This is a genomic window from Methylorubrum salsuginis, assembly GCF_900114375.1.
GTDB classification, from domain to species: domain Bacteria; phylum Pseudomonadota; class Alphaproteobacteria; order Rhizobiales; family Beijerinckiaceae; genus Methylobacterium; species Methylobacterium salsuginis.
The window spans coordinates 144,655-167,750 of record NZ_FOSV01000006.1 but is presented as its reverse complement, the minus strand read 5'-3'; the positions used below and the strand labels follow the sequence as shown (position 1 = coordinate 167,750).

The window sequence follows — 23,096 nt, the reverse complement described above, 5'->3', positions numbered from 1 at the left end:
CGGGCCGCGCGACCGGCCTCACGGTTCGTCGTCCTCCGGCTCCGGCTCGTCCGTGCCGTCTTCGCCGCCGAGGCGGTCGAGCACGGCGAGCGCGAGCGGCTTGGAGATGCGTCGGCGCCGGCCCAGGGCATCGCGGTCGAGTTCGGCCACGATTTCACGCGCGCGGGCGAGCGAGCGGTCGATGCGCAGCGCCAAGGCTTCGACCACGGAGAGATCGACCACGAGCTGGCGGTCCACGAACAGCTTCACGATCACCGCCTTGAGCAGGGCATCGTCCGGCGGGCCGATCTCCGCACCCGGGGCGAGGCGCAGGCGCGAGCGGAGATCGGCCACCTTCAGGCCGAAGCCGTCGACGGGGCCGGAAGCGGTGAGCAGCACGGAGAAGCGCCGCTCGCGGGCGAGGTTGAGCAGGTGGAACAGGGCCGCCTCGTCGCGCCCGGCCTCGCGGTCCACGTCCTCGACCACGAGGGCGCCGTTGGAGATCAGGTGGGCGACGTCGCCATGGCCGACCTCCGCCGCGGAGACGGTCCAGGCTTGCGCCCGGCTCGCCCAGATCGAGGCGAGGTGGCTCTTGCCGCTGCCCGGCGGCCCGCGCAGCAGGAACACCGTGTCGGGCCAATCCGGCCACGCCTCGATCAGGCCGTAGGCCTCCTCGTTCGAGGGGCTGACCAGAAAGTCCTCGGCGCCGTAGCGCGGGTCCAGCGGCAGGTCGAAGGCCAGCTGTTTCGGGGGGGCGGTGTCGCGCATGCGGGCAGGATACACCGCGCCGTGTTTCGGGTCTCGTCAGTCGCGGGTGGGCAGCCGGGCGGCCTCGGTCTCGCCGACCAAAAGCGGCCCGTCGCCCCGGTAGAGCCGGCTTTCCAGATAGCGCTCGATGCCGAAGCGCACGACGACGCCGATGGAGGCCGCGACCGGCACGGCGAGCAGCAGGCCGACGAAGCCGAACAGCGAGCCGAAGGCCAGCAGGGCGAACATCAGCCAGACCGGATGCAGGCCGACCGAATCGCCCACGAGCTTGGGCGAGATCACGTTGCCTTCGAGGAACTGGCCGACCACGAACACGCCCACGGTGAGCCCGATATGCAGCCAGTCGCCGGTGGGCCACCACTGGGCCAGGGCGACGCCGACGGAGAGCAGGAAGCCGGTGAGCGTGCCGACATAGGGGATGAAGGTCAGAAACCCCGAGATCATCCCGATCAGGACGCCGAAATTCAGCCCGACCATGAACAGGCCGACCGCGTAGAACGAGCCGAGGATGAGGCAGACGAGGCTCTGGCCGCGCACGAAGCCGGTCACCGCGCCGTCGATCTCGCCGGCCAAGCGCCGCACGGTCGGGCGGTGGCGCGGCGGCACCCAGCGGTCGAGGGCCGCGATCATCCGGTCCCAGTCGTGCAGCAGGTAGAAGGCGACGACCGGCGTCACGACCAGCAGCGAGGCGATGGAGACGAGCGCCTGGCTCCCGGTCCAGAGCGACTTGAGGAAGGCGAGGAACCACGTGCCGCCCTGGCCGACCAGCGTGCCGACGGAGGATTGCAACTCGCCCACCACCTCCTTGCCGCCGAGGCGCTCCAAGAGCGGCCCGGCCCGCTCGACGAGGATCGCCTGCAGCCGCGAGACCGTGCCCGGCAGCGTGTTGACGAGCGCGGCGATCTGGCCGGCGGCCAGCGGCACCACGATGATGAGCAGCACCACGAAGCCGACGACGAAGCCCGCCAGGATGATGAGGGTTGCGGCGAGCCGCCCGAGGCCGAGCCGCTCCAGCCGGTCGGCGAGCGGATCGAGCAGGTAGGCAAGCGCCAGCCCCGCCACGAAGGGCAGCATCACCTCGCGCAGCTCGTAGAGCAGGAAGATCAGGACCGCGAGGATCGAGAGCCCGATGATGGCCCGTGCGCGCATCGAGGCTCCTTGCCGTCTCGTCGCCGTCGTCGCCCGCAAGAGTGGGAAGCGTGGCCCGGCGGGTCAAGGCGCGACGCAGGATGCTGTGCCTGAGCGCGGTGCCTTGCGCGCGCGGGTGTGGCCAAGCGCTTCGCGATGTGGCAGCGCATATCCATGAATCGTGGACGGGCGGCGGGACGGCGATGACGGCGCAGGACGGGAACGGGCTCACCTACGCGCAGGCCGGCGTCGATATCGACGCGGGCAACGCGCTCGTGGAGACCATCAAGCCGCTGGTGCGCGCCACGCGCCGGCCGGGGGCGGATGCGGAGATCGGCGGCTTCGGCGGCCTGTTCGACCTCAAGGCTGCGGGCTTCAAGGACCCGATCCTGGTCGCCGCCAATGACGGCGTCGGCACCAAGGTGAAGATCGCCATCGAGACCGGGCGCCACGCCACCATCGGCATCGACCTCGTGGCGATGTGCGTCAACGACATCATCGTCCAAGGCGCCGAGCCGCTGTTCTTCCTCGACTACTACGCCACCGGCAAGCTGGTGTCGGGTGTCGGCGCCGACATCGTGCGCGGCATCGCCGAGGGCTGCCGGCAGGCGGGCTGCGCGCTGATCGGCGGCGAGACCGCCGAGATGCCGGGCCTCTACGACGGCTCCGACTACGATCTCGCCGGCTTCTCGGTGGGCGCGGCCGAACGCGGCACGCTGCTGCCGCGGCCGGGCATCGAGCCGGGCGACGCGGTGCTCGGCCTGCCGTCCTCGGGCGTCCATTCCAACGGCTTCTCGCTGGTGCGCCGCATCGTGGCCAAGACCGGCCTCGCTTGGGACGCCGACGCGCCGTTCGCGCCCGGCCGGACGCTCGGCGAGGCGCTCTTGGAGCCGACCCGCATCTACGTGAAGCCGCTGCTCGCCGCCCTCAAGCGCGCGGGCGGCATCCGGGCGCTGGCCCACATCACCGGCGGCGGCTTTCCCGACAACCTGCCGCGGGTGCTGCCCGACGGCGTCGGCATCGAGATCGACCTGTCCGCCATTTCCGTGCCGCCGGTCTTCGGCTGGCTCGCCCGCGAGGGCGGCGTCGCCGAGCCCGAGATGCTGCGCACGTTCAACTGCGGCATCGGCATGGTGGTGGTCGCCGCCGCCGACGCGGCGGACGCGGTGGCCGACGCACTCGCCGAGGCCGGCGAGGCGCCGGTGCGGCTCGGGCGGATCACCGAGCGGGGCGCGGAGCCGGTGACGTTCACGGGCAAGCTGGCGCTGTAAGGTTCAGGCGCGTCACCGCCGCCGCATCTCCCTCCCCCTCCGCGGGGGAGGGTGGCCCCCGAAGGGGGCGGGAGAGGGGAGCGACGTTTCCGGAGATAACTGGACGAAGGCGGCCGAGCGGAGCCGTCGCGCTGCCCCTCTCCCGCCCGCTCCGCGGGCACCCTCCCCCGCAGAGGGGGGAGGGTTTCTGCCCCGCACGGTCCGAGTCACTTCCGTCGGAACGCCCATGTCCGTCCAAAAAACCAAAAAACGCGTCGCGATTCTCATCTCCGGCCGCGGCTCCAACATGGTCTCGCTGATCGAGGCGGCCCGCGCCACCGATTATCCGGCCGAGATCGGGCTCGTGCTCTCGAACCGTCCCGACGCCGCCGGGCTGACCCGCGCACGGGAGGCCGGCATCCCGGCCCACGCCATCGACCACAAAGCCTATCCCGACCGTGCCGCCTTCGACGCCGCGCTTCAGCAAGAGCTGGACGCCGCCGGGATCGAGCTGATCGTGCTGGCCGGCTTCATGCGCATCCTCACCGACGCCTTCGTCGAGGGGTGGGCGGGCCGGATGATCAACATCCACCCCTCGCTGCTGCCGCTGTTCAAGGGCACGCACACCCATGAGCGCGCTTTAGAGGCCGGCGTGCGGCTGCACGGCTGCACGGTCCACTACGTCGTGCCGGAACTCGATGCCGGGCCCATTGTCGCCCAGGCGGCGGTACCGGTGTTGCCGGGCGACGACGCCGACGCGCTGGCCGCCCGCGTGATCGTGCAGGAGCACCGGCTGTACCCGGCGGCGCTCGCCCTGATCGCCGGAGGAGGGGCCGTGCTGGAGGGCGGCCGCGTGCGCCTCGGCAAGGCGGAGCGCGACGCGGGTGCCGCGCTGCTCTCGCTCTAGAAAAAGATCGGCCGGGCGCTCGCCGTGTGCTCCACCAGCACGGCGCCGCTCGCCGGGTCGATCTCCTTCAGCACCGCGTCGTAGCCCCACAGATCGGCCAGATGCTGAAGCACGCGCCGCGCGTCGTCCTTCTGGAGGGTGATGCGGTTCAAGGCCTTGTGGTGGAGGATGAGCCGGCGGTCGCCCTCCAGATCGACGTCCACCACCTCGATATCGGGATCGAGCCACGCCACGTCGTATTGGCGCGCGAAGGAGCGGCGCATCTTGCGGTAGCCGCGCTCGTCGTGGATCGCCTCGACGCGCATCTCCGGCTCGTCGGGATCGTCCACCACGTGGAACAGGCGCATGTCGCGCATGAGCTTGGGGCTCAGGAATTGCGCGATGAAACTCTCGTCGCGGTAATTCTCCCAGCAATCGCGCAGCACCCCCATGGCGTCGCCGGTGCCGGCGATGTCGGGGAACCAGTCGCGGTCTTCCTGCGTCGGCTGCTCCACGATGCGGGCGATGTCCTGCATCATGGCAAAGCCCAGCGCATAGGGGTTGTGGCCACCGAAGGACCGGTCGTCGAAATTCGGCTGGCGGATGACGTTGGTGTGCGAGGTCAGGAATTCGAGATAGGCCGCCTCGCTGAGCTGCCCCTTCTGCGAGAGGGCGTTCATGATCCGGTAATGGCAATAGGTGGCGCAGCCCTCGTTCATCACCTTGGTCTGGCGCTGCGGGTAGAAGTACTGCGCGACGAGCCGGACGATCCGCAGGATCTCGCGCTGCCAGGGGCGCAGGCGCGGGGCCACCTTCTCAAGGAAGTAGAGGATGTTCTCCTGCGGCAGTTCGAGCAGCGCCTTGCGCCGCTCCAGGGCCGGGTCGCCCTTGGCCGCGCCCGCCTTGGCCGGAAGGGTGCGCCAGAGGTCGTTGTAGATCTGCTCGCCGTGCTGCTCGCGCTCGCGCTCGCGTCGCTGCTCGCTGGCGAGATCGGGGCGCTTCTTGCGGGGATAGCGATGGACGCCCTGGCTCATCAGGGCGTGGGCGGCGTCCAGCACCTGCTCGACGGCCTGGTGTCCGTAGCGCTCCTCGCAGCGGGCGATGTAGCCCTTGGCGAAGTCGAGATAGTCGAGAATCCCTTCCGCGTCGGTCCACTGCTTGAACAGATAGTTGTTCTTGAAGAAGTGGTTATGGCCGAAGGCGGCATGCGCGATGACGAGCGTCTGCATCGTCGCCGTGTTCTCCTCCATGACGTAGGAGATGCACGGATCGGAGTTGATGACGATCTCGTAGGCGAGCCCCATCAGGCCGCGGCGGTAGCTCGCCTCCTGCTGGGCGAAGTGCTTGCCGAAGGACCAGTGCTTGTAGAACAGCGGCATGCCGATCGAGGCATAGGCGTCGAGCATCTGCTCGGCGGTGATGATCTCGATCTGGTTCGGATACCACGACAGGCCGAGTTCCGGCCCGGCCACCGCCTCGCAGGCGTCGTGGATGCGCCGGATCGTGTGGAAGTCCCAGTCGTTGCCGGAGAACAGCAGCTCGCCGGCCGGCGGGGCTGCGGATGTCTTGCGGCTCAGGCTCGCGACCATGTCGGCCCTTCTCCACGCGTTTCCCCGTATTGGGGAGGAGAGTTAAGCTTCCGCCTTGGTGTCCTTGCGGCCGAACAGCTCGCGGAAGACCGGGTAGATGTCGCGACGGTGGTTCACCTTGCGCATGGCGAGTGGCTCGCCCGCCTTGGCCAGCGCCTCGTAGGTCCGCCACAGGGTGGTGCGGTGCTCCACGAACCCGGCGCGGGGACCGTTCTCGTCGCCGACTTCCAGATAGGCGAAGTGCTGGCAGGCCGGCAGGATGTGGGCGCGCAACAGCTCCGTCGAGGTCGGCCCGTCGGAGGAGACGTTGTCGCCGTCCGAGGCCTGGGCCGCGTAGATGTTCCAGTCGTCGGGCGAGTAGCGCTCGGCCACGATCCGCTTCATCTCGACGAGTGCCGAGGAGACCAGCGTGCCGCCGGTCTCGCGGGAGCCGAAGAAGGTCTCCTCGTCCACCTCCGTCGCCCGGTCGGTGTGGCGGATGAACACGATCTCGACGTGCTTGTAGCGGCGCGTCAGGAAGATGTGCAGCAGGATGTAGAACCGCTTGGCGAGGTCCTTCATGTGCTCGGTCATCGAGCCCGAGACGTCCATCAGGCAGAACATCACGGCCTGGGCGATGGGCTTCGGGTAGGGCTCGAACCGGCGGAAGCGCAGGTCGATCGGATCGACATAGGGGATGCGCTTCGAGCGCTCGCGTAGCGCTTCGAGCTTCTGAAGCAGGTCGGGCAGGCCCGGATCGCCGGTTTCGCGGGCTCGGGCGATCTCGGCCTCGAGCGCCGTCATCTCCTCGAGCTTGGGCCGCTTGAGGGCGATGCGGCGGGACATCGAATTGCGCAAGGTGCGCGACAGAGCGAGGTTCGCAGGCGAGCCGGACACCGTATAGCCGGCCCGGCGCAGGCCCTCGGTCTCGACGATGGCGAGCCGCCTTTTGGCGAGGTCGGGCAGTTCGAGGTCTTCGAGGAACAGGTCGAGGAACTCTTCCCGCGTCAGCACGAAGTGGAAGGCGTCCTCGCTGTTCTCCGAGCCGTCGCCGCCCTCGCCCGCGCCGCCGCCTCCCCCGCCGCCGCCCGGCGGGCGCTCGATCCGGTCGCCCTCCACGTAGGTCTTGTTGCCTGGCAGGATGTAGTCCTGATGCCCCGTGCCGGGCTGGCGCGAGAAGCGCGGCTCGCGCACCCCGTCGCCCGGCACGGTGATGCGCCCGTCCTTGCCGAGATCCTTGATGTCCTTCTCGCGGGCGGATTCGCGCACCGCCCGCTGAGCGACGTCCTTGACCCGGCGCAGGAAGCGCTGGCGGTTGGGGAGGCTCTTTCCGCCTGGATTGAGCCGACGGTCGACGATGTGCATCCGGTGTCGCTCAGCGCCTGGTTTCGCGTCCCTGGATCAGGAACATAAGGTGCAGAATTGCGGCGGATGCCCGGGATGGGGCGCCCGCCTCACCCCGCCTGCTTCACCCGCATGTACCATTCCACGAGGCGCCGAACCTGACGCTCGGTATAGCCGCGGTCGGTCATCCGATCGACGAACTCGCCGTGCTTCTTCTCGGTCTCGCTGTCCTTCTTGGAGCCGAAGGAGATGACGGGCAGCAACTCCTCGACCTGGGAGAACATTCGCCGCTCGATCACCTCGCGCAGCTTTTCGTAACTGGTCCACGAAGGATTCCGGCCGCCGTGCTGCGCCCGCGAGCGCAGCGCGAACTTCACCACCTCGTTGCGGAAATCCTTGGGGTTGGCGATGCCCGCCGGCTTCTCGATCTTGGTCAGCTCCTGGTTCAGCAATTCGCGGTTGAGGAGCTGGCCGGTCTCGGCATCCTTGAAGTCCTGATCCTCGATCCAGGCGTCGGCATAGTCGATGTAGCGGTCGAACAGGTTCTGGCCGTAATCGTGGTAGGATTCGAGATAGGCCTTCTGGATCTCGTGGCCGATGAACTCGGCGTAGCGCGGAGCGAGTTCGGTCTTGATGAACTCCATGTAGCGCTTCTCGGTTTCCGGCGGCAGCTGCTCGCGCCGGATCGCCTGCTCCAGCACGTACATCAGGTGGACCGGATCGGCCGAGACTTCCGTCGTGTCGTGGTTGAAGGTCGCGGCCAGCACCTTGAAGGCGAAGCGGGTCGAGATCCCGTCCATGCCCTCGTCGACGCCGCCGGTGTCCTTGTATTCCTGCATCGAGCGGGCGCGGGGATCGACCTCGCGCAACGACTCGCCGTCGTAGACCCGCATCTTCGAGAACAGGTTGGAGTTGGCATGTTCCCGCAGGCGGGACAGCACCGAGAAGCGGGCCAGCATTTCCAGCGTGCCCGGCGCGCAGGCCGCGGTGGAGAGTTCCGAGCCGGAGATCAGCTTCTCGTAGATGCGCTGCTCCTCCGTGACCCGGAGGCAGTAGGGCACCTTGATGACGTAGATGCGGTCGATGAAGGCTTCGTTGTTCTTGTTGGTCTTGAACGACTGCCATTCGGCCTCGTTCGAGTGGGCCAGGATCACGCCGGTGAAGGGGATCGCGCCGATATTCTCAGTGCCGACATAGTTGCCCTCCTGCGTCGCCGTGAGCAGCGGGTGGAGCATCTTGATCGGCGCCTTGAACATCTCGACGAATTCGAGGACGCCCTGGTTCGCCCGGTTGAGGCCGCCGGAATAGCTGTAGGCGTCGGGATCGGCCTGGGACAGCGTTTCGAGCCGGCGGATGTCCACCTTGCCGACCAGCGACGAGATGTCCTGATTGTTCTCGTCGCCCGGCTCGGTCTTGGCGATGGCGATCTGGCGCAGGCGCGAGGGCCGCACCTTGATCACCTTGAAGCGGGAGATGTCGCCGTCGAACTCGTCGAGGCGCTTGAGCGCCCAGGGGCTCATCAGCCCGGTCAGCCGGCGGCGCGGAATGCCGAAGCGTTCCTCGATCTCCCGGCCCATGGTCTCGGGGTCGAACAGGCCGAGCGGGCTCTCGAAGACGGGCGAGACCTCGTCGCCGGCCTTGAGCACGTAGACCGGATGCACCTCCATCAGGGCCTTCAGCCGCTCGGCCAGGGACGACTTGCCGCCGCCGACGGGCCCGAGGAGGTAGAGGATCTGCTTGCGCTCCTCCAGGCCCTGCGCGGCGTGGCGGAAGAACGAGACGATCCGCTCGATCGTCTCCTCCATGCCGTAGAACTCGGCGAAGGCCGGGTAGACCCGGATCGTCCGGTTCATGAACACGCGGCCGAGGCGCGCATCCTTGGCGGTGTCCACCATCTCCGGCTTGCCGATCGCATCGAGGATCCGCTCGGCGGCCGAGGCGTACATCAGCGGATTGTCGCGGCAGGCCTCGAGATACTCGGAGAGCGTCATCTCCGTGTCGCGGCGCGCTTCGTAACCGCGAGCGAAGCTCTGGAACAGGTCGTTCGTCGAGTGCAGCGGCATTCGAACACCCCCTTCAGGCTGAGGACAGCTTCATCCTGTCTCGGCTCGGATGCAACTGGCATTGGGGGTTTTGTCGCAGCGCGAATATGCGGGGGGATCCGCGTCGCAAACGGGTCACACTTGAGCGGGGCCTGCGGGTTAGCGTTATGTTAACCCTCATCCGATAGGCGCAGGCACGCCTGAACCCATCCGTTTCGGACCGGCGGAGGCCGCCGGCCTGTTGCGCTGCAGCACGAAGGGGCGCCGGACCTTACAGGTCGGTGGTGTCCTTCTTCTCCTTGGCCTTGTCGTCGGGCTTGTCGTTGCCCTTGGCCGCCTCGACCGTGATGCGGATGTCGCGCTTCTCGATCTCGCCGTCGGAATTCTTGATCTCGACCACCACCGTGTCGGAGCCGGTATAGCCGGCATTGCCCTGGTAGAAGATCGCCTGCGCCTCGGCGTCCTTGTTCGGGCAGCGATACTTGGCGGGGGTCTTCAGCTTGCCGCCCTTGGTGATGAGCGAGCCGAATTTCGGCGGCGTCGTCACCCGGATCTCCGGCATCGGCCCGGTCGAGCAATCCTTCTTGAGGTTCGGCACGATCACGAGGCGGGCCGACTTCCCGGCCGGCACGGTCTCGCTGCGGGTCACGGTGGTCTGCGCCGCCGCGCTGCCGGCGACGCCCAAGGCGGCGGCGAGGACCAAGGCCCGGGTCGCGGCCGGACCGGGGCGGCGGGCGGAGATCGTGGACGTCATCGGCGTTTCCTCGTCGTCACGCGGGCCCGCGCCGAGGCCCGGGGAATCCGGCTCGGGCGGCGGGGGCAGGGCGGATGTGGGAGCCCGGACCGCTCCCGTCGAGACCGCTCGCGAAAAGGTTGGCGTCAGTGCTGGATCGCGGCCGCGACGGCGCCGGCCACGCGGGCGATCTGCGCCTCCGAGAGTTCGCCGGCCAGGGTGTGGGCCAGCACCGCCTCGATCCGCGCCCGCTCGCCGAGATCGGCGCCGGGCGTCGAGGGGATGTCGGCTTCCGTCAGGTCGCAGGCCTTGCGAATCGTCTCGGCGGCCTTGAGCAGGGCGGCGCGGTCGGCCGGACCCATCTCCCAGAGCGGGGCGCGCAGGCGGCTGATGACGCGGCGGGCGTCGCGGTATTCGCGGTCGACCGTGGTCGAGGCCTCGATCTGGCTGACGAGGAACATCAGTTCCAGAACCTCGTTCGCAGCCTCCGGACAAGCGCGCACGATCCGCATCATGCGGGCGATGAGTTCCTGGGTCGGAGACATCCGGGCGCGGGGGGGAGCCATGGCGCCTCAACGTGCGCCGGCCGGGAAAGTTCGCGGGCGGCGGCAGGTTCGAACACGAAACCGTCAGATACGACAATCACTTGCGCGCAAGCGAGTTGCCGAAACCCGGTGCCTCAGGTCAGGGCCTCGTGCGGCTCCGGATCGGCGTGGTCGAGTTCCGCCAGCAGCGCCCGGCAGGAGCGCAGTTCCGACAGCACCGCTTCCAGCGTGGCGCGCTCGGACGTGAGGCCCTCGGCCGCTTCCTCGTCGCGGTCCTGCGGCAGCGGCGGGCCGGCCTCCGCCTCGCCCCGGCCGATCGCCTGGACGAAGCGCACGCCGTGTTCCTTGAGGATGCGCTGCGCGCCGCGGATGGTGTAGCCCTGCCCGTGCAGGATGCGGCGGATGCCCTTCAGTAGATCGACGTCTTCTGGCCGGTAATAGCGCCGCCCGCCCGCGCGCTTCGTCGGCCGGATCTGGCTGAACCGGCTCTCCCAGAACCGCAGGACGTGCTGGGGCACGCCGAGATCCTCGGAGACTTCCGTGATGGTGCGGAAGGCGCCGGGGCTCTTCTCGGAAGGGTGTTCGACGGATGCGAGCGGCAGCCCCATGTCGTGACCTCGGTCGGATGCGGCTCGGAATCACGCGGGCGCCCCTCCCTCGGGGATCGTCGGCGCCCGTGCAGGGATGTCTTAGTCGTCGTCCTCGTCGTGGCCGTTGACGGTGCCGCCGTTGATGCGCGCCTTGAGTACGTTCGAGGGCTTGAACACCATGACCTGACGCGGCTCGATCTCGACTTCGACGCCGGTCTTCGGGTTGCGGCCGATCCGCTTGCCCTTGGAGCGCACCACGAAGGAGCCGAACGAGGAGAGCTTCACGGTCTCGCCCTGCGACAAGCACTGGCAGATCTCGGCCAGCACCGTCTCGACCAGGGCGGCCGATTCGGCCCGCGATAGGCCGACCTGCTGGTAGACGGCCTCGCTCAGATCGGCGCGTGTGACCGTCCGTCCCGACATGCACTCCCCTCCCGGTCGCGTTTCAGCCCGACGCGTATCTCTATGATCGGACACGCTAATCGGCGCGCGGTTCAGGGTCAACCGAACCTTGGTCTTGACATGGTTCGATCGCTTCCGGCGATCGAAGCGTCTTCTTTCCGGCCTCAGGCGCCGGCAGCCGCGTCCGCGGCTTTGGCTTACGCTTCGCTCGACGCCTCGACAGGTGTCGAGGCCGCTGCGCGGGGCGCTCTTCGCGCCCGGCCATACGGATTTCTTCCCGGTTGGCCTTCGGCGCCCGCCGCCGAAGCGCCCCGATTCTACCAGCGGATCAGCGCGGCGCCCCAGGTGAAGCCGCCGCCGATCGCCTCGATCATCACGAGGTCGCCCTCCTTGATCCGGCCGTCGCTTCGCGCGGCGGCCAGCGCCAGGGGAATCGAGGCGGCGGAGGTGTTGCCGTGGCGGTCCACCGTCAGCACCACCTTCTCGCGGGCGATGCCGAGCTTGTCGGCCGACGCCTCGATGATCCGGCGGTTGGCCTGGTGCGGCACGAACCATGTCAGGTCGTCGGCCGTGGTGCCGGAAGTGCGAAACGCCTCCTCGATCACGTCGGTGACGGAGCCGACCGCGAAGCGAAACACCTCGCGCCCCTCCATCCGGAGCTTGCCGGTGGTGCCGGTCGAGCCCGGCCCGCCATCGACGTAGAGTTTCGAGCGGTGGCGGCCGTCGGAGCGCAGGCAACTCGTCAGCACGCCGCGGTCCGAGGCGTCGTTCTCGCGCGCCTCCAACACGATCGCGCCCGCGCCGTCGCCGAACAGCACGCAGGTGGTGCGGTCCTCCCAATCGACGATCCGCGAAAACGTCTCGGCGCCGATCACCAGCGCGCGCTTGGCGCCTCCCGTCGAGAGGAAGCGGTCGGCGGTGGCGACGGCGTAGACGAAGCCGGCGCAGACCGCCTGGAGGTCGAAGGCGAAGCCGCCCTCAATCCCGAGCGCCGCCTGGATCTGGGTCGCGGTGGACGGGAAGGTGTGGTCCGGCGTCGAGGTGGCGCAGATCACGAGATCGATGTCGGCGGGCGAGAGCCCGGCCTCGTCGAGCGCCGCCTGGGCCGCTTTCGTGCCCAGCACCGAGGTGGTCTCGTCCGGGCCCGCGATGTGGCGCTGGCGGATGCCGGTGCGCTGGACGATCCATTCGTCCGAGGTCTCGATCCCCCGCTCGGCGAGCGCCGCGTTGGTGACTATCGTTTCGGGCAGGTACGCACCGCACCCGACCACGACGGAGCGCAGAAGCGCCATCGGATCCGTCCCTTCCTCATTATCGACGGCTCGTGCGAACCGTGTATCTGGTGCCCATCGACATCGTCGATGGCCCGCGCGACTGCGCGGCGGCGGTCGTCCGCCGGGCGCATGGCACAGGGCCATCGGTCCTGTGCCATGCAACCTGATATGATCACGCCGGCGCGACGGCGGGGGTCTGCTCCAGCATCTCCCGGATCGTCCGCATCAGGTCGTGCTGGGCCATGTCGTGGGCGAGATCGACCGCCGAGGCGAAGCCCTGCGCGTTCTCCGAGCCGTGGCTCTTGATGACGATGCCCTCGAGCCCGAGGAACACGCCGCCATTGGCCCGGCTCGGGTTCATCTTCTCGCGCAATGCCGCGAAGGCTTGCCGGGCGAACAGGTAGCCGATCTTGGCGGACAACGTCCGGCCCATCGCGGCCTTGAGGTAGCTGCCGATCTGCTTGGCGGTGCCTTCCGCCGTCTTGAGGGCGATGTTGCCGGTAAACCCTTCGGTGACGACCACGTCGGTGGTGCCGCGCCCGAGATCGTTGCCCTCGACGAAGCCGTAATAGGTGAAGTTCGACAACTCCGTCTCGCGTAGGAGCCGGGCGGCTTCCTTCACCGCCTCGTTGCCCTTCATCTCCTCGGTGCCGACATTGAGCAGCCCCACCGTCGGGCGCTCCAGATCGAGCACGATGCGGGCCATGGCCGAGCCCATCACGGCCATCTCGACGAGGTGCTCGGCATCCGTCCCGATGGTGGCGCCGACATCGAGCACCACGCTCTCGCCGCGCACGGTGGGCCACAGGCAGGCGATGGCCGGGCGCTCGATGCCCGCCATGGTCTTGAGGCAGATCTTCGACATCGCCATGAGCGCGCCGGTGTTGCCGGCCGAGACCGCGGCCTGGGCCTCGCCGTCGCGCACCGCCTGGATCGCCCGCCACATCGAGGACTTGCCCCGGCCCTGGCGCACCGCCTGGCTCGGCTTGTCGTCCATGGCGACCGAGACGGTGGTGTGGCGGATCTCGACCGCCCCCTTCAGCCGCGGTTCGGCCTCGACGAGGGGGCGCACGACCGCCTCGTCGCCGAACATCAGGAAGGTCATCTCGGGGTGGCGCTCACGGGCGATGGCCGCACCGGGCACGACGGTCGAGGGGCCGTGATCGCCGCCCATGGCGTCGAGCGAGATGCAAACGCGGTTCGACATGATTCCCTTGGGACCGGAGGCCGCGGGGCGTCCTGCAGGCGGGCGGTGAGGGCCTGATCAGGCCCGGTTCGGCGGCGCGCAAAATAGCGACGACGCCCCGCCGGGCAAACAAAAACTCGCTCCGTCGGGGATTTGGTCCCTCAGTCGGTGCCGCCGAGCTTCTCTTTCAGCGCCTTGAGGTCGGCGAACGGCAGCGGCTCCTCGCCCGCGGTCACCGGCTCGAAGGCGACGCCGGGCTTGCGCGGATAGGGGTCGAGCCCGAGGGCCAGGAACTCGGCGGTGAGCGCGCCGAAATCGATCCGCCCGTTCACGATCGGGTCGGGCAGCTCGACATCCTCGGCATCGGTGTCGCTCAGGATGTCGGCGTTGGTGAACTCGACATCGACCGGCTCTTCCACCTTCGACGCGAACGCCTCCAGCGTGACGGTGCAGATCTGCGTGACGGTGGCCGCGACGGTTCCGCCGACATGCAGCCGGGTGAGCGAGCCGCTGAGCCGGAAGCGCCCGACGAGGTCGCGGATGCCCGGAATCTTGAAGTCGCGGGCGAGCGCCGCGCATTCCTCCGGGCTCGCCTCGACGGTGATCTCGGCGCGGTCCTTGTTCAGGCGCTCGACGTTGACCGGGCGGGAGAGCGGTCCGGTTTGAGCGGTGCTCATGGCGAGATCTCCTGCGGCATGGCGGCAAACCGCGGCCCCTGGTTCAGCAGGGCGTCGAGGTCCTGGGTTCCGAGGCTGTCGGCGCTGGCCCTGACATAGGCCGCGAGCCCTTCCGCCGGGGTCGCATCCTCTTGCGCCAGCACGTTGCGGGCGAGGGCGGCGGCGAGGCCCCGCCCATCGCCCGCGTCGAGGGCGGTGCCGTAGGCGCCCGCGCGGGCATAGAACGAGGCACCGAGCTTCTTGATGCGCTTCGACACGCCCATATCGCCGACGCCCAGTTCACGCAGGCTCTCGTCCAGCTGCACGAACACCGAATCGATCAGTTCCTGCGCGACCTCGTCGGCGGGCGGCGGTAGCTGCCCGAGGCGGCGCAGCACGAGGATGACGTGCAGGCTGAGCGCCTCGAACCGCCCCTCCACCGTGTCGGGCACGCCCAGCACCTCGTAGAGATCGGGCCGGCGCGCCGCCTCGCCGATGCGCTGGTGCAGCGTCCCGATCGTCCGGCGCCGCTCCCGGGCGCGGCGAAGAAACCCTGGAATCATCTGCTCCACCGGATCGGCCGGGCCTGTGGCCGAGCTTGCCTTGTCAAAGCCATATCCCCGCGGTACGGCAACCCTCGACCAGGGTGCAAGTCCGAAGACGCACGAGCGAAATCGTGCCGCGGACCTTTTCCCGCATGATGGAAACAGGGGGGCCGATGTCGCGCCGTCTCGTCTCGTCGCTCGTCCGCGCGACTGTCCTCGGTACGATCGCGCTCGGGATCTCGGGCTGCATCGGCGAGGAAATCCGCCACGGCTACCAGATCGATCAGGCCGCGCTCGCTACGGTGAAGCCGGGCCAGAGCGCCGAGCAGGTGCTGCAGATCCTCGGCACGCCGTCCACCGTCTCCACCGTCGGCAACAAGTCCTGGTACTACATCAGCCAGACGACGAGCCGCACGGTGCTGTTCCTCGGTGAGCAGGTGCAGGACCAGAAGGTGACGGCGGTCTACTTCACCCCCGGCATGAAGGTGGAGCGCGTGGCGCTCTACGGCCTGCAGGACGGGCGCGTGTTCGATTTCATCGAGCGCAAGACCCCGTCGAGCGGTGCCGACCGGGCCTTCCTCAGCCAGCTCTTCCGCGGTCTGACCCGCTACGAGCCGTTCGGCAGCGGCGCCGGCGCCTCGATCGTCCCCGGCGCCCGCGCCGGTCAGTAAGCGACCGCTTCCACGATCGCGCCCGGCTCGCCGAACAGGTGAGCCGGCGCTTGCGCGGCGAGGGCTGCGGGGTCGGTATAGCCCCAGGCGACCGCCCCGAAGGCGCAGCCCACCTTGGCCGCCGCCTCGGCGTCGCGAATCTCGTCGCCTACCGCCAGCATCGCGTCCGGCGCCACGCTCGCTTCGCGCGCCACCGCCCGCAGATGCCGTGCCTTGCCGAACAGCGCGGCGCCGCAGGCGTAGTGGTGGACGAAGCGACCCGTTTCCCCGAGCGCCCGCCGCACCGTCGCCTCGCCGTTGGAACTGACCACCGCGAGCCCGATCCCGGCCGCGTCGAGGGTCGACACCATCTCCGCCACGCCGGGAAACAGCCGGATGCTGCCCGCGTCCCAGGCCGCCAACGCGCGCACGTGCCGGGCGATCAGCGGCACCTTCCAGGCCGGGATGCCGAGATCGGCGATGATCGCGCGGGCGCTCAAGGTTCGCAGCCGCTCGACCTCGTGGCTTTCCACGCGGCGGAAGCGGTAGCGGTCGGCCACCCCGTTCAGCACCGAACAGAACCACGGAAACGTGTCGGCGAGCGTCCCGTCGAAGTCGAAGGCGACGAGGCGGTAGGGGGAGCGCCTCACGCGGGACGCCTCCGAGGGTGGCGCGAACACAACATCTTGTCCGCCATGAGCGCCGCTGCCGCGTGAGCAGGCTTGCCTAACCATGAGGCAGTCTGCTTCAGAGCGCGGCTGTTTCCTCGCAAGGTCCGTCCCATGGTGTCGCTCCCCGCACGAGGCCTCACGGGCCTGGCTGCTCTTGTTCTCTCCGCATCCCCAGCGCTCGCCGCCACCGCACCGGAGGCCGGTAGCACGGCCTGGGTGCTGACGGCCTCCGCGCTGGTGCTGTTCATGACGCTGCCGGGGCTGGCCCTGTTCTACGGCGGCCTCGTCCACGCACGGAACGTGCTCTCCGTGCTGATGCAGTGCTTCACCATCTGCTGCATCGCGTCCGTCCTGTGGGCGATCTGCGGCTACAGCCTCGTCTTCGACGGCGACGGCGCCTTCCTCGGCACGCTGAACAAGGCGTTCCTCACCGGCCTTGATCCGGTCCGCTCCGGGACGGTCTTGCCCGAGACCGTGTTCGCGCTGTTCCAGATGACCTTTGCGATCATCACCCCCGCCCTCATCATCGGGGCGATCCCCGAGCGCGTCGCCTTCCCCTTCGTCGCCCTGTTCTCGGCCCTGTGGCTGCTCCTCGTCTACGTGCCGACGGCGCACTGGATCTGGGGCGGCGGCTGGCTCGCCGGGCTCGGGGCGCTGGATTTCGCCGGCGGCATCGTCGTCCACACCACCGCGGGCGTCTCGGCGCTGGTGCTGGCGATCCTGATCGGGCGCCGCCGCGGCTTCCCGACGACGCTGACCCCGCCCCACAGCCCCGGCATGACCATGATGGGGGCCGGCATGCTCTGGGTCGGCTGGTTCGGCTTCAACGGCGGCAGCGCGCTCACCGCCGACGCGGCGGCCGGCAACGCGATCCTCGTCACCCACCTCTCGGCCGCGGCCGGCGCCATGGCCTGGACGGCGGCCGAGTGGATCAAGATCCGCAAGCCCACCTCCATCGGCATCGTCACCGGCTGCATCGCCGGGCTGGCCACGATCACCCCGGCGGCGGGTTACGTCTCGCCCGCCGGGGGCCTGCTGATCGGCACCGCGGGCGGCCTCGTCTGCTTCTTCGTGACCTTGTACGTGAAGCACCGTCTCGTCATCGACGACTCGCTCGACGTCTTCGCCGTCCACGGCGTCGGGGGCATCCTGGGCTCGCTCCTGCTCGCGGTGTTCCTGCTGCCCGGCCTCGGCGGCATCGGGTTCGCGGAGGGCAAGAGCGTGGTGAGTCAGTTCGCGGTGCAGGCCCTCGCCATCGGCGTGACGGCACTCTGGTCGGCGCTGCTGACCATCGGCCTCGTCAAGTTTCTCGCACTTGTCACACCGCTGCGCGTCGATGCCGAGGCCGAGCACGACGGCCTCGATCTGACCAGCCACGGCGAACGCGCCTACGAGTTCACGCCGTAACGGGGCTCCGCACCGGCAGAACGGGGCATTCTCCTCCCCATAAGGGGGAGGGGACCCGCGCTCTGATCGAAAACGATGGGGCGCACCCCTGAAACGAAAACGGCCCCGCTCGCGCGGGGCCGCATTGCTTTGACCGATGGACGGCGCTTACGCCGCCTGCTTTTCCGCCGTCGGGTAATCGACGTAGCCCTCGGGCCCCTGGCTGTACCAGGTCTTCATGTCGTCCTTGGCGAAGGGCAGCCCTTGAGCGATGCGCTCCGGCAGATCTGGGTTGGCGATGTAGGGGCGGCCGAAGGCGATGGCGTCGGCTTCGCCCGATTCCACCGCCGCCTGGGCGCGGGCGCCGTCATAGTCGCAGTTGAGGATCACGGGGCCGCCGAAGCGCTCCTTGATGACCGGGGCTACCGGCGGCACGGTCGCCTTGCCGAAGGTGCCGTTGGGGCCCGGCTCGCGCATCTCGATGAAGGCGAGGCCGACGCGGGCCATCATCTCGGCGGCGAGGCCGAAGGTCTCGTGCGGGTTCGAATCGTCCACGCCCTGGATCGGGCCGTTGGGCGAGAAGCGGATGCCGGTGCGCTCCGGGCCGACGGCGCCCGCCACCGTTTGCGCCACCTTGGTCACCAGCCGCACCCGGTTCTCGACCGAGCCGCCGTAGCGGTCGGAGCGCTTGTTCGAGCCGTCACGGATGAACTCGTCGAGGAGGTAGCCGTTGGCCGCGTGGATCTGCACGCCGTCGAAGCCGGCCGCGATGGCGTTGCGCGCGGCGCGCTCGTAATCGGCGAGCAGGCGCGGAATCTCGTCCTCACGCAGCGCCCGGGCCTTCCCGTAGGGCTTCTTGCCCTCGTAGGTGTGGGCCTCGTCCGGCGCCGTCGCCTCGGAGGGGGCGACCGGCGGCTCGCCGCCGAGGAAGTCCGGATGGACGAGGTAGCCCATGTGCCAGAGTTGGCTGACGATGCGCCCGCCCTTGTCGTGGACCGCCTTCACCACCGGCTTCCAGGCCTCGACCTGCTCGTCGGACCAGATGCCCGGCGCGTAGGGCCAGCCGAGGCCCTCCTGGCTGATGCCGGTGGCCTCCGAGATGATGAGGCCGGCGCTCGCGCGCTGGGCGTAGTACTCGGCCATGAGCGGCGTCGGCACGTGGGTGCGGGTGCCGCGAGCGCGGGTCAGCGGCGCCATGAGGATGCGATTCGGCAGCGCGATGGCGCCCAAGGTGATCGGATCGAACAGGTTCGGCATTCGGCTCTCGTAAGATGGGGCGCACCCGACAAGCGGCCGGGAAACGCGGGTAGGTACCCGCAACGTGGCCCCGTCGGCCGGTCCTGCCAGTGCGCTGGCGCACCCGGCCGCGTGCGGTGCAGCGCGGACCGGGATGAAAGCCGTCCTCCGCGATGCGGTTCCCGTGAGCCTCAGGCCGGGGTCAGCGCCTTCTGGTAGCACCAGGCCTCCATCCCGTCCTCGTAATAGTCCGGCTTGATGCCGGTGCGGACGTAGCCATGCCGTTCGTAGAGGCGGATGCCGGCGCCGTTGTCGGCCCGCACCTCCAGCCGCAGCCGGGTGCGGCCGTGACGGATAGTGTCGGCTTCGGCGGCGTCGAGCAGGAGGCTGCCGAGGCCGTGCCCGGCCCGGGCGGGCGCCACCGCGATCGAGGAGAGCCGGGCGAGGAGGCTGGTGCGCCGCCGTTCCAGGGTCGCGGCGCCGACGAGGATGTCCTCGCCGCCGTCCCGCGCGAGCGCCACGAGCAGGCTCATGGTGGCCGAGCGGATCGCGTGGCGGATCGCCCGGCGCTCGGCCCGGTCGGTGGCGAAGGCGGCGTGCTCCAGGGCCACGAGCGCGTCGAGATCCGCCGGCACGGCCGGGCGGATCGTCACCGCGAGCCCGGAGGCCTGCATCCTGCGGCTCACGTCGCGCTCCAGGGGAAGGTCCATGTCTCGGTCAGCGCGTCCCCGTCCTCGTCGCGCAGATAGGCGCGCAGTTCCGTCGTGCCCGGCGCGTCGAGGCGCACGTCGAGCGCCGCGCGAAACCCGCCGACATGCGGGTTCGGCACGATCGAGGTGGCGACGATCCGGCCGGCGCTCGCGCTTGCCACCACGCTCGGCGGGGCCGCCCCGGCGGGGCGCTCGGCCAGCGTTCCGCCGCCGAAATCGATCAGGAAGCGCCGGGCGAGCCGGCCTTCCGGATCACCCTCCTTGCGCGCCGCGCCGCTGGCGGCCGAGGCCGCCAGGAAGGTGTTGGCGACATGCCCGTTCGGATGGAGGTTCTTCCCGCCGACCGCGCGGATGCGATAGGCGAGGCGCGCCGGTTGCCCGGCCGGGTAGGGCGCCTTCGGGCGCCAGTAGGCGACGATGTTGTCGGCGGTCTCGTTGTCGGTAGCGAGTTCGACCAGCACGACGCTGCCCTCGCCCCAGTCGCCCTCCGGCTCGACGAAGTAACCGGGACGGCGCTCGTATCCGGCTTCGAGATCTTGATAGCTGGCAAAAGACCGGTCGCGCTGCATCAGCCCGAAGCCCTTGGGCGAGGCGACCGAGAAGGTCGAGATGCGCCGCGCCTGCGGGTTGTCGAGGGGCCGCCACAGCCACTCGCCGGAGCCCGCCGCGATCTGGAGACCGTCCGAATCGTGGAGTTCGGGCCGGTAATCGTCGCTGTGACCGCGATCGGTCTCGCCGATGAAGTACATCGAGGTGAGCGGGGCGAGGCCCGCGTCGTTCAACGTGCGCCTCGGGAAGAGCGTTGCGGTCACCGACACGCTCGTTTCAGGCCCCGGCCGTACGGTGAAGCGGTAGGCGCCGGTCTGCGACGGCCCGTCGAGCAGGGCGTGGATCGTACAGGTGCCGGGCTCGCCCTCCGCCTCGATCCAGAAGGCGCGGAAGAAGGGGAACTCCTCCGGCCCGCCCGCGGCTTCGGTGTTCACTGCGAGCGCGCGCGCCGAGAGGCCGTAGAGCTGGTCCTGGCCGAGAAAACGAAAATAGCTTGCGCCGACGAAGACGATCAGTTCGTCGATCACGTCCGGCCGGTTCAGTGCGGTGTGCAGGCGAATGCCGGCATAGCCGAGATCCTTCGGCAGGGCCGCGTCGAGCTTGGTCCGGCCGAGGTCGAACAGGGCCGGATCGTAGGCGATCGGGCGTGCCATCCCGTCTTTGACGAGGCTCACCGCCACGGGGCGGGGATAGAGAAAGCCGAGATGGAAGAGTTGCAGCCGGAAGCGCCCGTCGGCGCCGACCCGGAAGGCATGGTCCGGCCGGAAGCGGATGTCGCGCCATGCATCGTAATCGAGCTTGGCCAGCACCTCGGGCAGCGGTGGCACCGTGGCATCGAACGGCGCGGCGGCGAGGGTTCGGGCTTCCGCTTCCACCGTCTCGAAGCCGAAGGGCGTGGCCTGCCCCCGTGCCAGGGTGGGGAGGGCGGCCAGGCCGGCGGCGAGGCCTGAGACGACGGCGCGGCGGGACGGCTCGGTCATGACTCCCTGCGGCTGGTAATGCCGGCCCGGTCGTGATGTCGGGTCAAGCTTCGGCCCGGTTCAATGGACCGTCCGGACGGCGTTGGAAAGAGAGGTCGCCGAACGGAGCGCGGCCGTGAGGCAGATCGTGCGGGGGCGTAGAAGCGGCGGGGCGCGGGGCTCGGCCTCGGCCGGGTGTCGAGCGGAGCGGGAAGCGAGAGCCGGGACCGCGGCGGCCGACGCCTGAGGCCAGGCCGAAAGCCCGACTGATGCGGATTGGCCACGATCCCGTGAGCGCCGGGAAAACGCCGGCTAAGGATGTGGGAAACCGCTTGTTTCCAGGGGACACGGTGCGTATATCCGCCTCGCCCAATTTCGCACGTGCCTGTGGCCGCGTGCCGGTTGGTGGGCATCCGGTCAACTGCCGGACAGCCGCCAGGGGTCTTAAAGGATCGATGGTCGCAAGGGGTGGATCCCTACGGCCGGCATCCGGGTGGCGACACCAGACCCTAACAACAACCGGCAGCCGGAGGCGAAACCGGCGAACCCCGCTCTCCACGGGGGACGCAGCTTAAAGCAACGACGAACGGGCTTTTTTGGTCTCGTCGGCCCTCCAAAGGCCGACACCGAAGAGGCTTGTTTCTCCTTGCCCGGCGTGCGGTTGGGGTTCCCCCATCCAATCCACGGCAGCTTCCGGGTGCTCTGCACTCGCGGACCTTTCGCGCGTCTCCAAAGCGTGCGGAAGTCGCGACGCATCGCCCCCTGACGCCGACGATCCTGCGGGATCGTCTCGATTCGATTCTCGCGCCCGAGATGGCGCCCTCGAACCTGTGGTGGGGACGACCAATGACCGATCGCATCCGCGATTACCTGCGCGCGCGCCGCGACCTCGGCCGGGACGAGGGTCCGGTGATGGTGCTCGACCTTGAAGTCGTGCGCGAGAATTTTTCGCAATTCGCCCGTGCGCTGCCGGACACCCGCGTGTTCTATGCCGTGAAGGCGAATCCGGCGCCGGAGGTGCTGCGCCTGCTCGCCGAGATGGGCTCCTGCTTCGACACGGCCTCCGTCGCCGAGATCGAGATGGCGCTCGCGGCCGGCGCCACCGCCGACCGCGTGTCGTTCGGCAACACCATCAAGAAGGAGCGCGACGTGGTGCGCGCGCTCAAGCTCGGCATCCGCCTGTTCGCGGTCGATTGCCAGGTCGAGGTCGAGAAGATCGTCCGCGCCATTGAGGCCGCGGGCGTCGAGGCCGCCGACGTGCAGGTGTTCTGCCGCATCCTCTGCGACGGTGCCGGCGCCGACTGGCCGCTCTCGCGCAAGTTCGGCTGCGAGCCCGAGATGGCGGTGAACGTGCTGGAGCACGCCCACCGCAACGGCCTCAACGCTTACGGCGTCTCGTTCCATGTCGGCTCGCAGCAGGCCAACACCGAAGCCTGGGACGGGGCGCTCGCCTCCGCCTCCATGATCTTCCAAGAGTGCGCGCTGCGCGGCATCGGCCTGTCGATGGTCAACCTTGGCGGCGGCTTTCCGACCAAGTACCTCAAGGCGGTGCCGGGCGTGGAATCCTACGGCGACGCGATCTTCCGCGCGCTCACCAAGCATTTCGGCAACCGCATCCCCGAGACCATCATCGAGCCGGGCCGCGGCATGGTCGGCAATGCCGGTCTGATCGAGGCGGAGGTCGTGCTGGTCTCCAAGAAGTCCGAGGCCGAGGACGAGGTGCGCTGGGTCTATCTCGACATCGGCAAGTTCGGTGGGCTCGCCGAGACCATGGACGAGTCGATCCGCTACGCGATCCGCACCGATCACGACGAGGACCGCATGAGCCCTTGCGTCGTCGCCGGGCCGACCTGCGATTCGGTCGATGTGCTCTACGAGAAGAACCACTACCCGCTGCCGGTCTCCCTCTCGATCGGCGACAAGGTGTGGATCGAGGGCGCGGGCGCCTACACGACGACCTACGCGGCGGTGGCCTTCAACGGTTTCCCTCCGCTCGAGCAGATCGTGATCTGAACGCGGTCGGCGTTCACCGGGAAACG

Annotated in this window: 22 protein-coding genes; 5 read left to right on the top strand and 17 right to left on the bottom strand. The window is 69.2% G+C overall.

Features of this window, described 5'->3' with window-relative positions:
- Positions 1–18: 18 nt before the first annotated feature.
- Positions 19–747, bottom strand: coding sequence for a P-loop NTPase family protein (locus tag BM140_RS10020; protein WP_091944936.1), 729 nt, complete (start codon positions 745–747; stop codon positions 19–21).
- Between the two features lie 36 nt (positions 748–783).
- Positions 784–1,896 (bottom strand): AI-2E family transporter, encoded by a 1,113-nt coding sequence (locus BM140_RS10015; RefSeq protein WP_091944933.1) that lies wholly within the window; start codon positions 1,894–1,896, stop codon positions 784–786.
- A 182-nt stretch (positions 1,897–2,078) separates the two neighbouring features.
- Between BM140_RS10015 and purM the strand changes: the two genes are divergently transcribed.
- Both purM and purN read left to right on the top strand, forming a co-directional pair.
- Positions 2,079–3,146 carry a phosphoribosylformylglycinamidine cyclo-ligase gene (gene purM / locus BM140_RS10010; RefSeq protein WP_091944930.1) on the top strand — a complete coding sequence of 356 codons (1,068 nt, stop codon included), beginning with the start codon at positions 2,079–2,081 and terminating at the stop codon, positions 3,144–3,146.
- Positions 3,147–3,372: 226 nt separating this feature from the next.
- Positions 3,373–4,032 carry a phosphoribosylglycinamide formyltransferase gene (gene purN / locus BM140_RS10005; RefSeq protein ID WP_091944927.1) on the top strand — a complete coding sequence of 220 codons (660 nt, stop codon included), beginning with the start codon at positions 3,373–3,375 and terminating at the stop codon, positions 4,030–4,032.
- Here purN and BM140_RS10000 read toward each other — a convergent pair.
- The 11 genes from BM140_RS10000 to BM140_RS09950 form a co-directional block, all read right to left on the bottom strand.
- Entirely contained in the window at positions 4,029–5,600 is a 1,572-nt protein-coding gene (locus BM140_RS10000; RefSeq protein WP_091944924.1) for a SpoVR family protein, read from the bottom strand. The genes purN and BM140_RS10000 overlap by 4 nt on opposite strands.
- Before the next feature lie 42 nt (positions 5,601–5,642).
- Positions 5,643–6,944 (bottom strand): YeaH/YhbH family protein, encoded by a 1,302-nt coding sequence (locus BM140_RS09995; protein WP_091944922.1) that lies wholly within the window; start codon positions 6,942–6,944, stop codon positions 5,643–5,645.
- A gap of 89 nt (positions 6,945–7,033) precedes the next feature.
- On the bottom strand, positions 7,034–8,986 hold the full coding sequence (locus BM140_RS09990) for a PrkA family serine protein kinase (RefSeq protein ID WP_091944919.1): 1,953 nt from the start codon (positions 8,984–8,986) through the stop codon (positions 7,034–7,036).
- 250 nt (positions 8,987–9,236) lie between these two features.
- Positions 9,237–9,719, bottom strand: coding sequence for a 4-aminobutyrate aminotransferase (locus tag BM140_RS09985; RefSeq protein ID WP_091944916.1), 483 nt, complete (start codon positions 9,717–9,719; stop codon positions 9,237–9,239).
- Between the two features lie 125 nt (positions 9,720–9,844).
- A complete protein-coding gene (locus tag BM140_RS09980; RefSeq protein WP_091944913.1) occupies positions 9,845–10,264 on the bottom strand; it encodes a hypothetical protein in 420 nt (139 codons plus the stop codon).
- A 113-nt stretch (positions 10,265–10,377) separates the two neighbouring features.
- Complete coding sequence (locus tag BM140_RS09975; protein ID WP_091944910.1) at positions 10,378–10,851, bottom strand: MerR family transcriptional regulator; 474 nt, start codon at positions 10,849–10,851, stop codon at positions 10,378–10,380.
- Positions 10,852–10,932: 81 nt separating this feature from the next.
- A complete protein-coding gene (locus BM140_RS09970; RefSeq protein WP_091944907.1) occupies positions 10,933–11,256 on the bottom strand; it encodes an integration host factor subunit alpha in 324 nt (107 codons plus the stop codon).
- Between the two features lie 296 nt (positions 11,257–11,552).
- Positions 11,553–12,527, bottom strand: a complete 975-nt coding sequence (locus tag BM140_RS09965; RefSeq protein WP_091944904.1) for a beta-ketoacyl-ACP synthase III — start codon at positions 12,525–12,527, stop codon at positions 11,553–11,555.
- A gap of 154 nt (positions 12,528–12,681) precedes the next feature.
- Positions 12,682–13,716 (bottom strand): phosphate acyltransferase PlsX, encoded by a 1,035-nt coding sequence (plsX, locus tag BM140_RS09960; protein WP_091944901.1) that lies wholly within the window; start codon positions 13,714–13,716, stop codon positions 12,682–12,684.
- 140 nt (positions 13,717–13,856) lie between these two features.
- On the bottom strand, positions 13,857–14,372 hold the full coding sequence (locus BM140_RS09955; RefSeq protein WP_091944898.1) for a YceD family protein: 516 nt from the start codon (positions 14,370–14,372) through the stop codon (positions 13,857–13,859).
- The gene (locus BM140_RS09950) at positions 14,369–14,914 is read right to left on the bottom strand and encodes a ubiquinol-cytochrome C chaperone family protein (protein WP_091944895.1); all 546 of its coding nucleotides are present in this window, start codon (positions 14,912–14,914) and stop codon (positions 14,369–14,371) included. The genes BM140_RS09955 and BM140_RS09950 overlap by 4 nt, the downstream gene beginning before the upstream one ends.
- 155 nt (positions 14,915–15,069) lie before the next feature.
- Here BM140_RS09950 and BM140_RS09945 point away from each other — a divergent pair, with 155 nt between their 5' ends.
- Entirely contained in the window at positions 15,070–15,567 is a 498-nt protein-coding gene (locus BM140_RS09945; protein WP_091944892.1) for an outer membrane protein assembly factor BamE, read from the top strand.
- On the opposite strand, the gene BM140_RS09940 is transcribed toward BM140_RS09945, so the two are convergent.
- Positions 15,561–16,196: an HAD hydrolase-like protein gene (locus BM140_RS09940; protein WP_244535373.1), complete on the bottom strand. Its 636-nt coding sequence runs from the start codon at positions 16,194–16,196 to the stop codon at positions 15,561–15,563. The two genes, BM140_RS09945 and BM140_RS09940, sit on opposite strands and share 7 nt — an antisense overlap.
- Before the next feature lie 132 nt (positions 16,197–16,328).
- Between BM140_RS09940 and BM140_RS09935 the strand changes: the two genes are divergently transcribed.
- Positions 16,329–17,624: an ammonium transporter gene (locus BM140_RS09935; RefSeq protein WP_091944887.1), complete on the top strand. Its 1,296-nt coding sequence runs from the start codon at positions 16,329–16,331 to the stop codon at positions 17,622–17,624.
- A gap of 147 nt (positions 17,625–17,771) precedes the next feature.
- On the opposite strand, the gene BM140_RS09930 is transcribed toward BM140_RS09935, so the two are convergent.
- From BM140_RS09930 to BM140_RS09920, 3 genes are all read right to left on the bottom strand, one after another.
- The gene (locus BM140_RS09930; RefSeq protein ID WP_091944884.1) at positions 17,772–18,860 is read right to left on the bottom strand and encodes an alkene reductase; all 1,089 of its coding nucleotides are present in this window, start codon (positions 18,858–18,860) and stop codon (positions 17,772–17,774) included.
- A gap of 170 nt (positions 18,861–19,030) precedes the next feature.
- Entirely contained in the window at positions 19,031–19,549 is a 519-nt protein-coding gene (locus tag BM140_RS09925) for a GNAT family N-acetyltransferase (protein WP_091944882.1), read from the bottom strand.
- The gene (locus BM140_RS09920) at positions 19,522–21,078 is read right to left on the bottom strand and encodes a glucan biosynthesis protein G (protein ID WP_091944879.1); all 1,557 of its coding nucleotides are present in this window, start codon (positions 21,076–21,078) and stop codon (positions 19,522–19,524) included. The genes BM140_RS09925 and BM140_RS09920 overlap by 28 nt, the downstream gene beginning before the upstream one ends.
- 825 nt (positions 21,079–21,903) lie before the next feature.
- On the opposite strand from BM140_RS09920, the gene BM140_RS09915 reads away from it, so the two are divergent.
- Positions 21,904–23,070 (top strand): type III PLP-dependent enzyme, encoded by a 1,167-nt coding sequence (locus BM140_RS09915; RefSeq protein ID WP_091944876.1) that lies wholly within the window; start codon positions 21,904–21,906, stop codon positions 23,068–23,070.
- The last annotated feature ends 26 nt before the right edge of the window (positions 23,071–23,096 follow it).

Excerpts from the sequence above, each read along its gene's own strand:
- BM140_RS09970 (WP_091944907.1), bottom strand. The coding sequence starts at position 11,256 with ATGTCGGGACGGACGGTCACACGCGCCGATCTGAGCGAGGCCGTCTAC.
- purM (WP_091944930.1), top strand. The coding sequence starts at position 2,079 with ATGACGGCGCAGGACGGGAACGGGCTCACCTACGCGCAGGCCGGCGTC.
- BM140_RS10015 (WP_091944933.1), bottom strand. The coding sequence starts at position 1,896 with ATGCGCGCACGGGCCATCATCGGGCTCTCGATCCTCGCGGTCCTGATC.
- BM140_RS09985 (WP_091944916.1), bottom strand. The coding sequence starts at position 9,719 with ATGACGTCCACGATCTCCGCCCGCCGCCCCGGTCCGGCCGCGACCCGG.
- BM140_RS09945 (WP_091944892.1), top strand. The coding sequence starts at position 15,070 with ATGTCGCGCCGTCTCGTCTCGTCGCTCGTCCGCGCGACTGTCCTCGGT.
- BM140_RS10020 (WP_091944936.1), bottom strand. The coding sequence starts at position 747 with ATGCGCGACACCGCCCCCCCGAAACAGCTGGCCTTCGACCTGCCGCTG.
- BM140_RS09990 (WP_091944919.1), bottom strand. The coding sequence starts at position 8,986 with ATGCCGCTGCACTCGACGAACGACCTGTTCCAGAGCTTCGCTCGCGGT.
- BM140_RS09930 (WP_091944884.1), bottom strand. The coding sequence starts at position 18,860 with ATGCCGAACCTGTTCGATCCGATCACCTTGGGCGCCATCGCGCTGCCG.
- plsX (WP_091944901.1), bottom strand. The coding sequence starts at position 13,716 with ATGTCGAACCGCGTTTGCATCTCGCTCGACGCCATGGGCGGCGATCAC.
- BM140_RS09925 (WP_091944882.1), bottom strand. The coding sequence starts at position 19,549 with ATGGACCTTCCCCTGGAGCGCGACGTGAGCCGCAGGATGCAGGCCTCC.
- BM140_RS09920 (WP_091944879.1), bottom strand. The coding sequence starts at position 21,078 with ATGACCGAGCCGTCCCGCCGCGCCGTCGTCTCAGGCCTCGCCGCCGGC.
- BM140_RS09995 (WP_091944922.1), bottom strand. The coding sequence starts at position 6,944 with ATGCACATCGTCGACCGTCGGCTCAATCCAGGCGGAAAGAGCCTCCCC.
- BM140_RS09935 (WP_091944887.1), top strand. The coding sequence starts at position 16,329 with ATGGTGTCGCTCCCCGCACGAGGCCTCACGGGCCTGGCTGCTCTTGTT.
- BM140_RS09955 (WP_091944898.1), bottom strand. The coding sequence starts at position 14,372 with ATGAGCACCGCTCAAACCGGACCGCTCTCCCGCCCGGTCAACGTCGAG.
- BM140_RS09950 (WP_091944895.1), bottom strand. The coding sequence starts at position 14,914 with ATGATTCCAGGGTTTCTTCGCCGCGCCCGGGAGCGGCGCCGGACGATC.
- BM140_RS09965 (WP_091944904.1), bottom strand. The coding sequence starts at position 12,527 with ATGGCGCTTCTGCGCTCCGTCGTGGTCGGGTGCGGTGCGTACCTGCCC.
- purN (WP_091944927.1), top strand. The coding sequence starts at position 3,373 with ATGTCCGTCCAAAAAACCAAAAAACGCGTCGCGATTCTCATCTCCGGC.
- BM140_RS09975 (WP_091944910.1), bottom strand. The coding sequence starts at position 10,851 with ATGGGGCTGCCGCTCGCATCCGTCGAACACCCTTCCGAGAAGAGCCCC.
- BM140_RS10000 (WP_091944924.1), bottom strand. The coding sequence starts at position 5,600 with ATGGTCGCGAGCCTGAGCCGCAAGACATCCGCAGCCCCGCCGGCCGGC.
- BM140_RS09980 (WP_091944913.1), bottom strand. The coding sequence starts at position 10,264 with ATGGCTCCCCCCCGCGCCCGGATGTCTCCGACCCAGGAACTCATCGCC.
- BM140_RS09915 (WP_091944876.1), top strand. The coding sequence starts at position 21,904 with ATGACCGATCGCATCCGCGATTACCTGCGCGCGCGCCGCGACCTCGGC.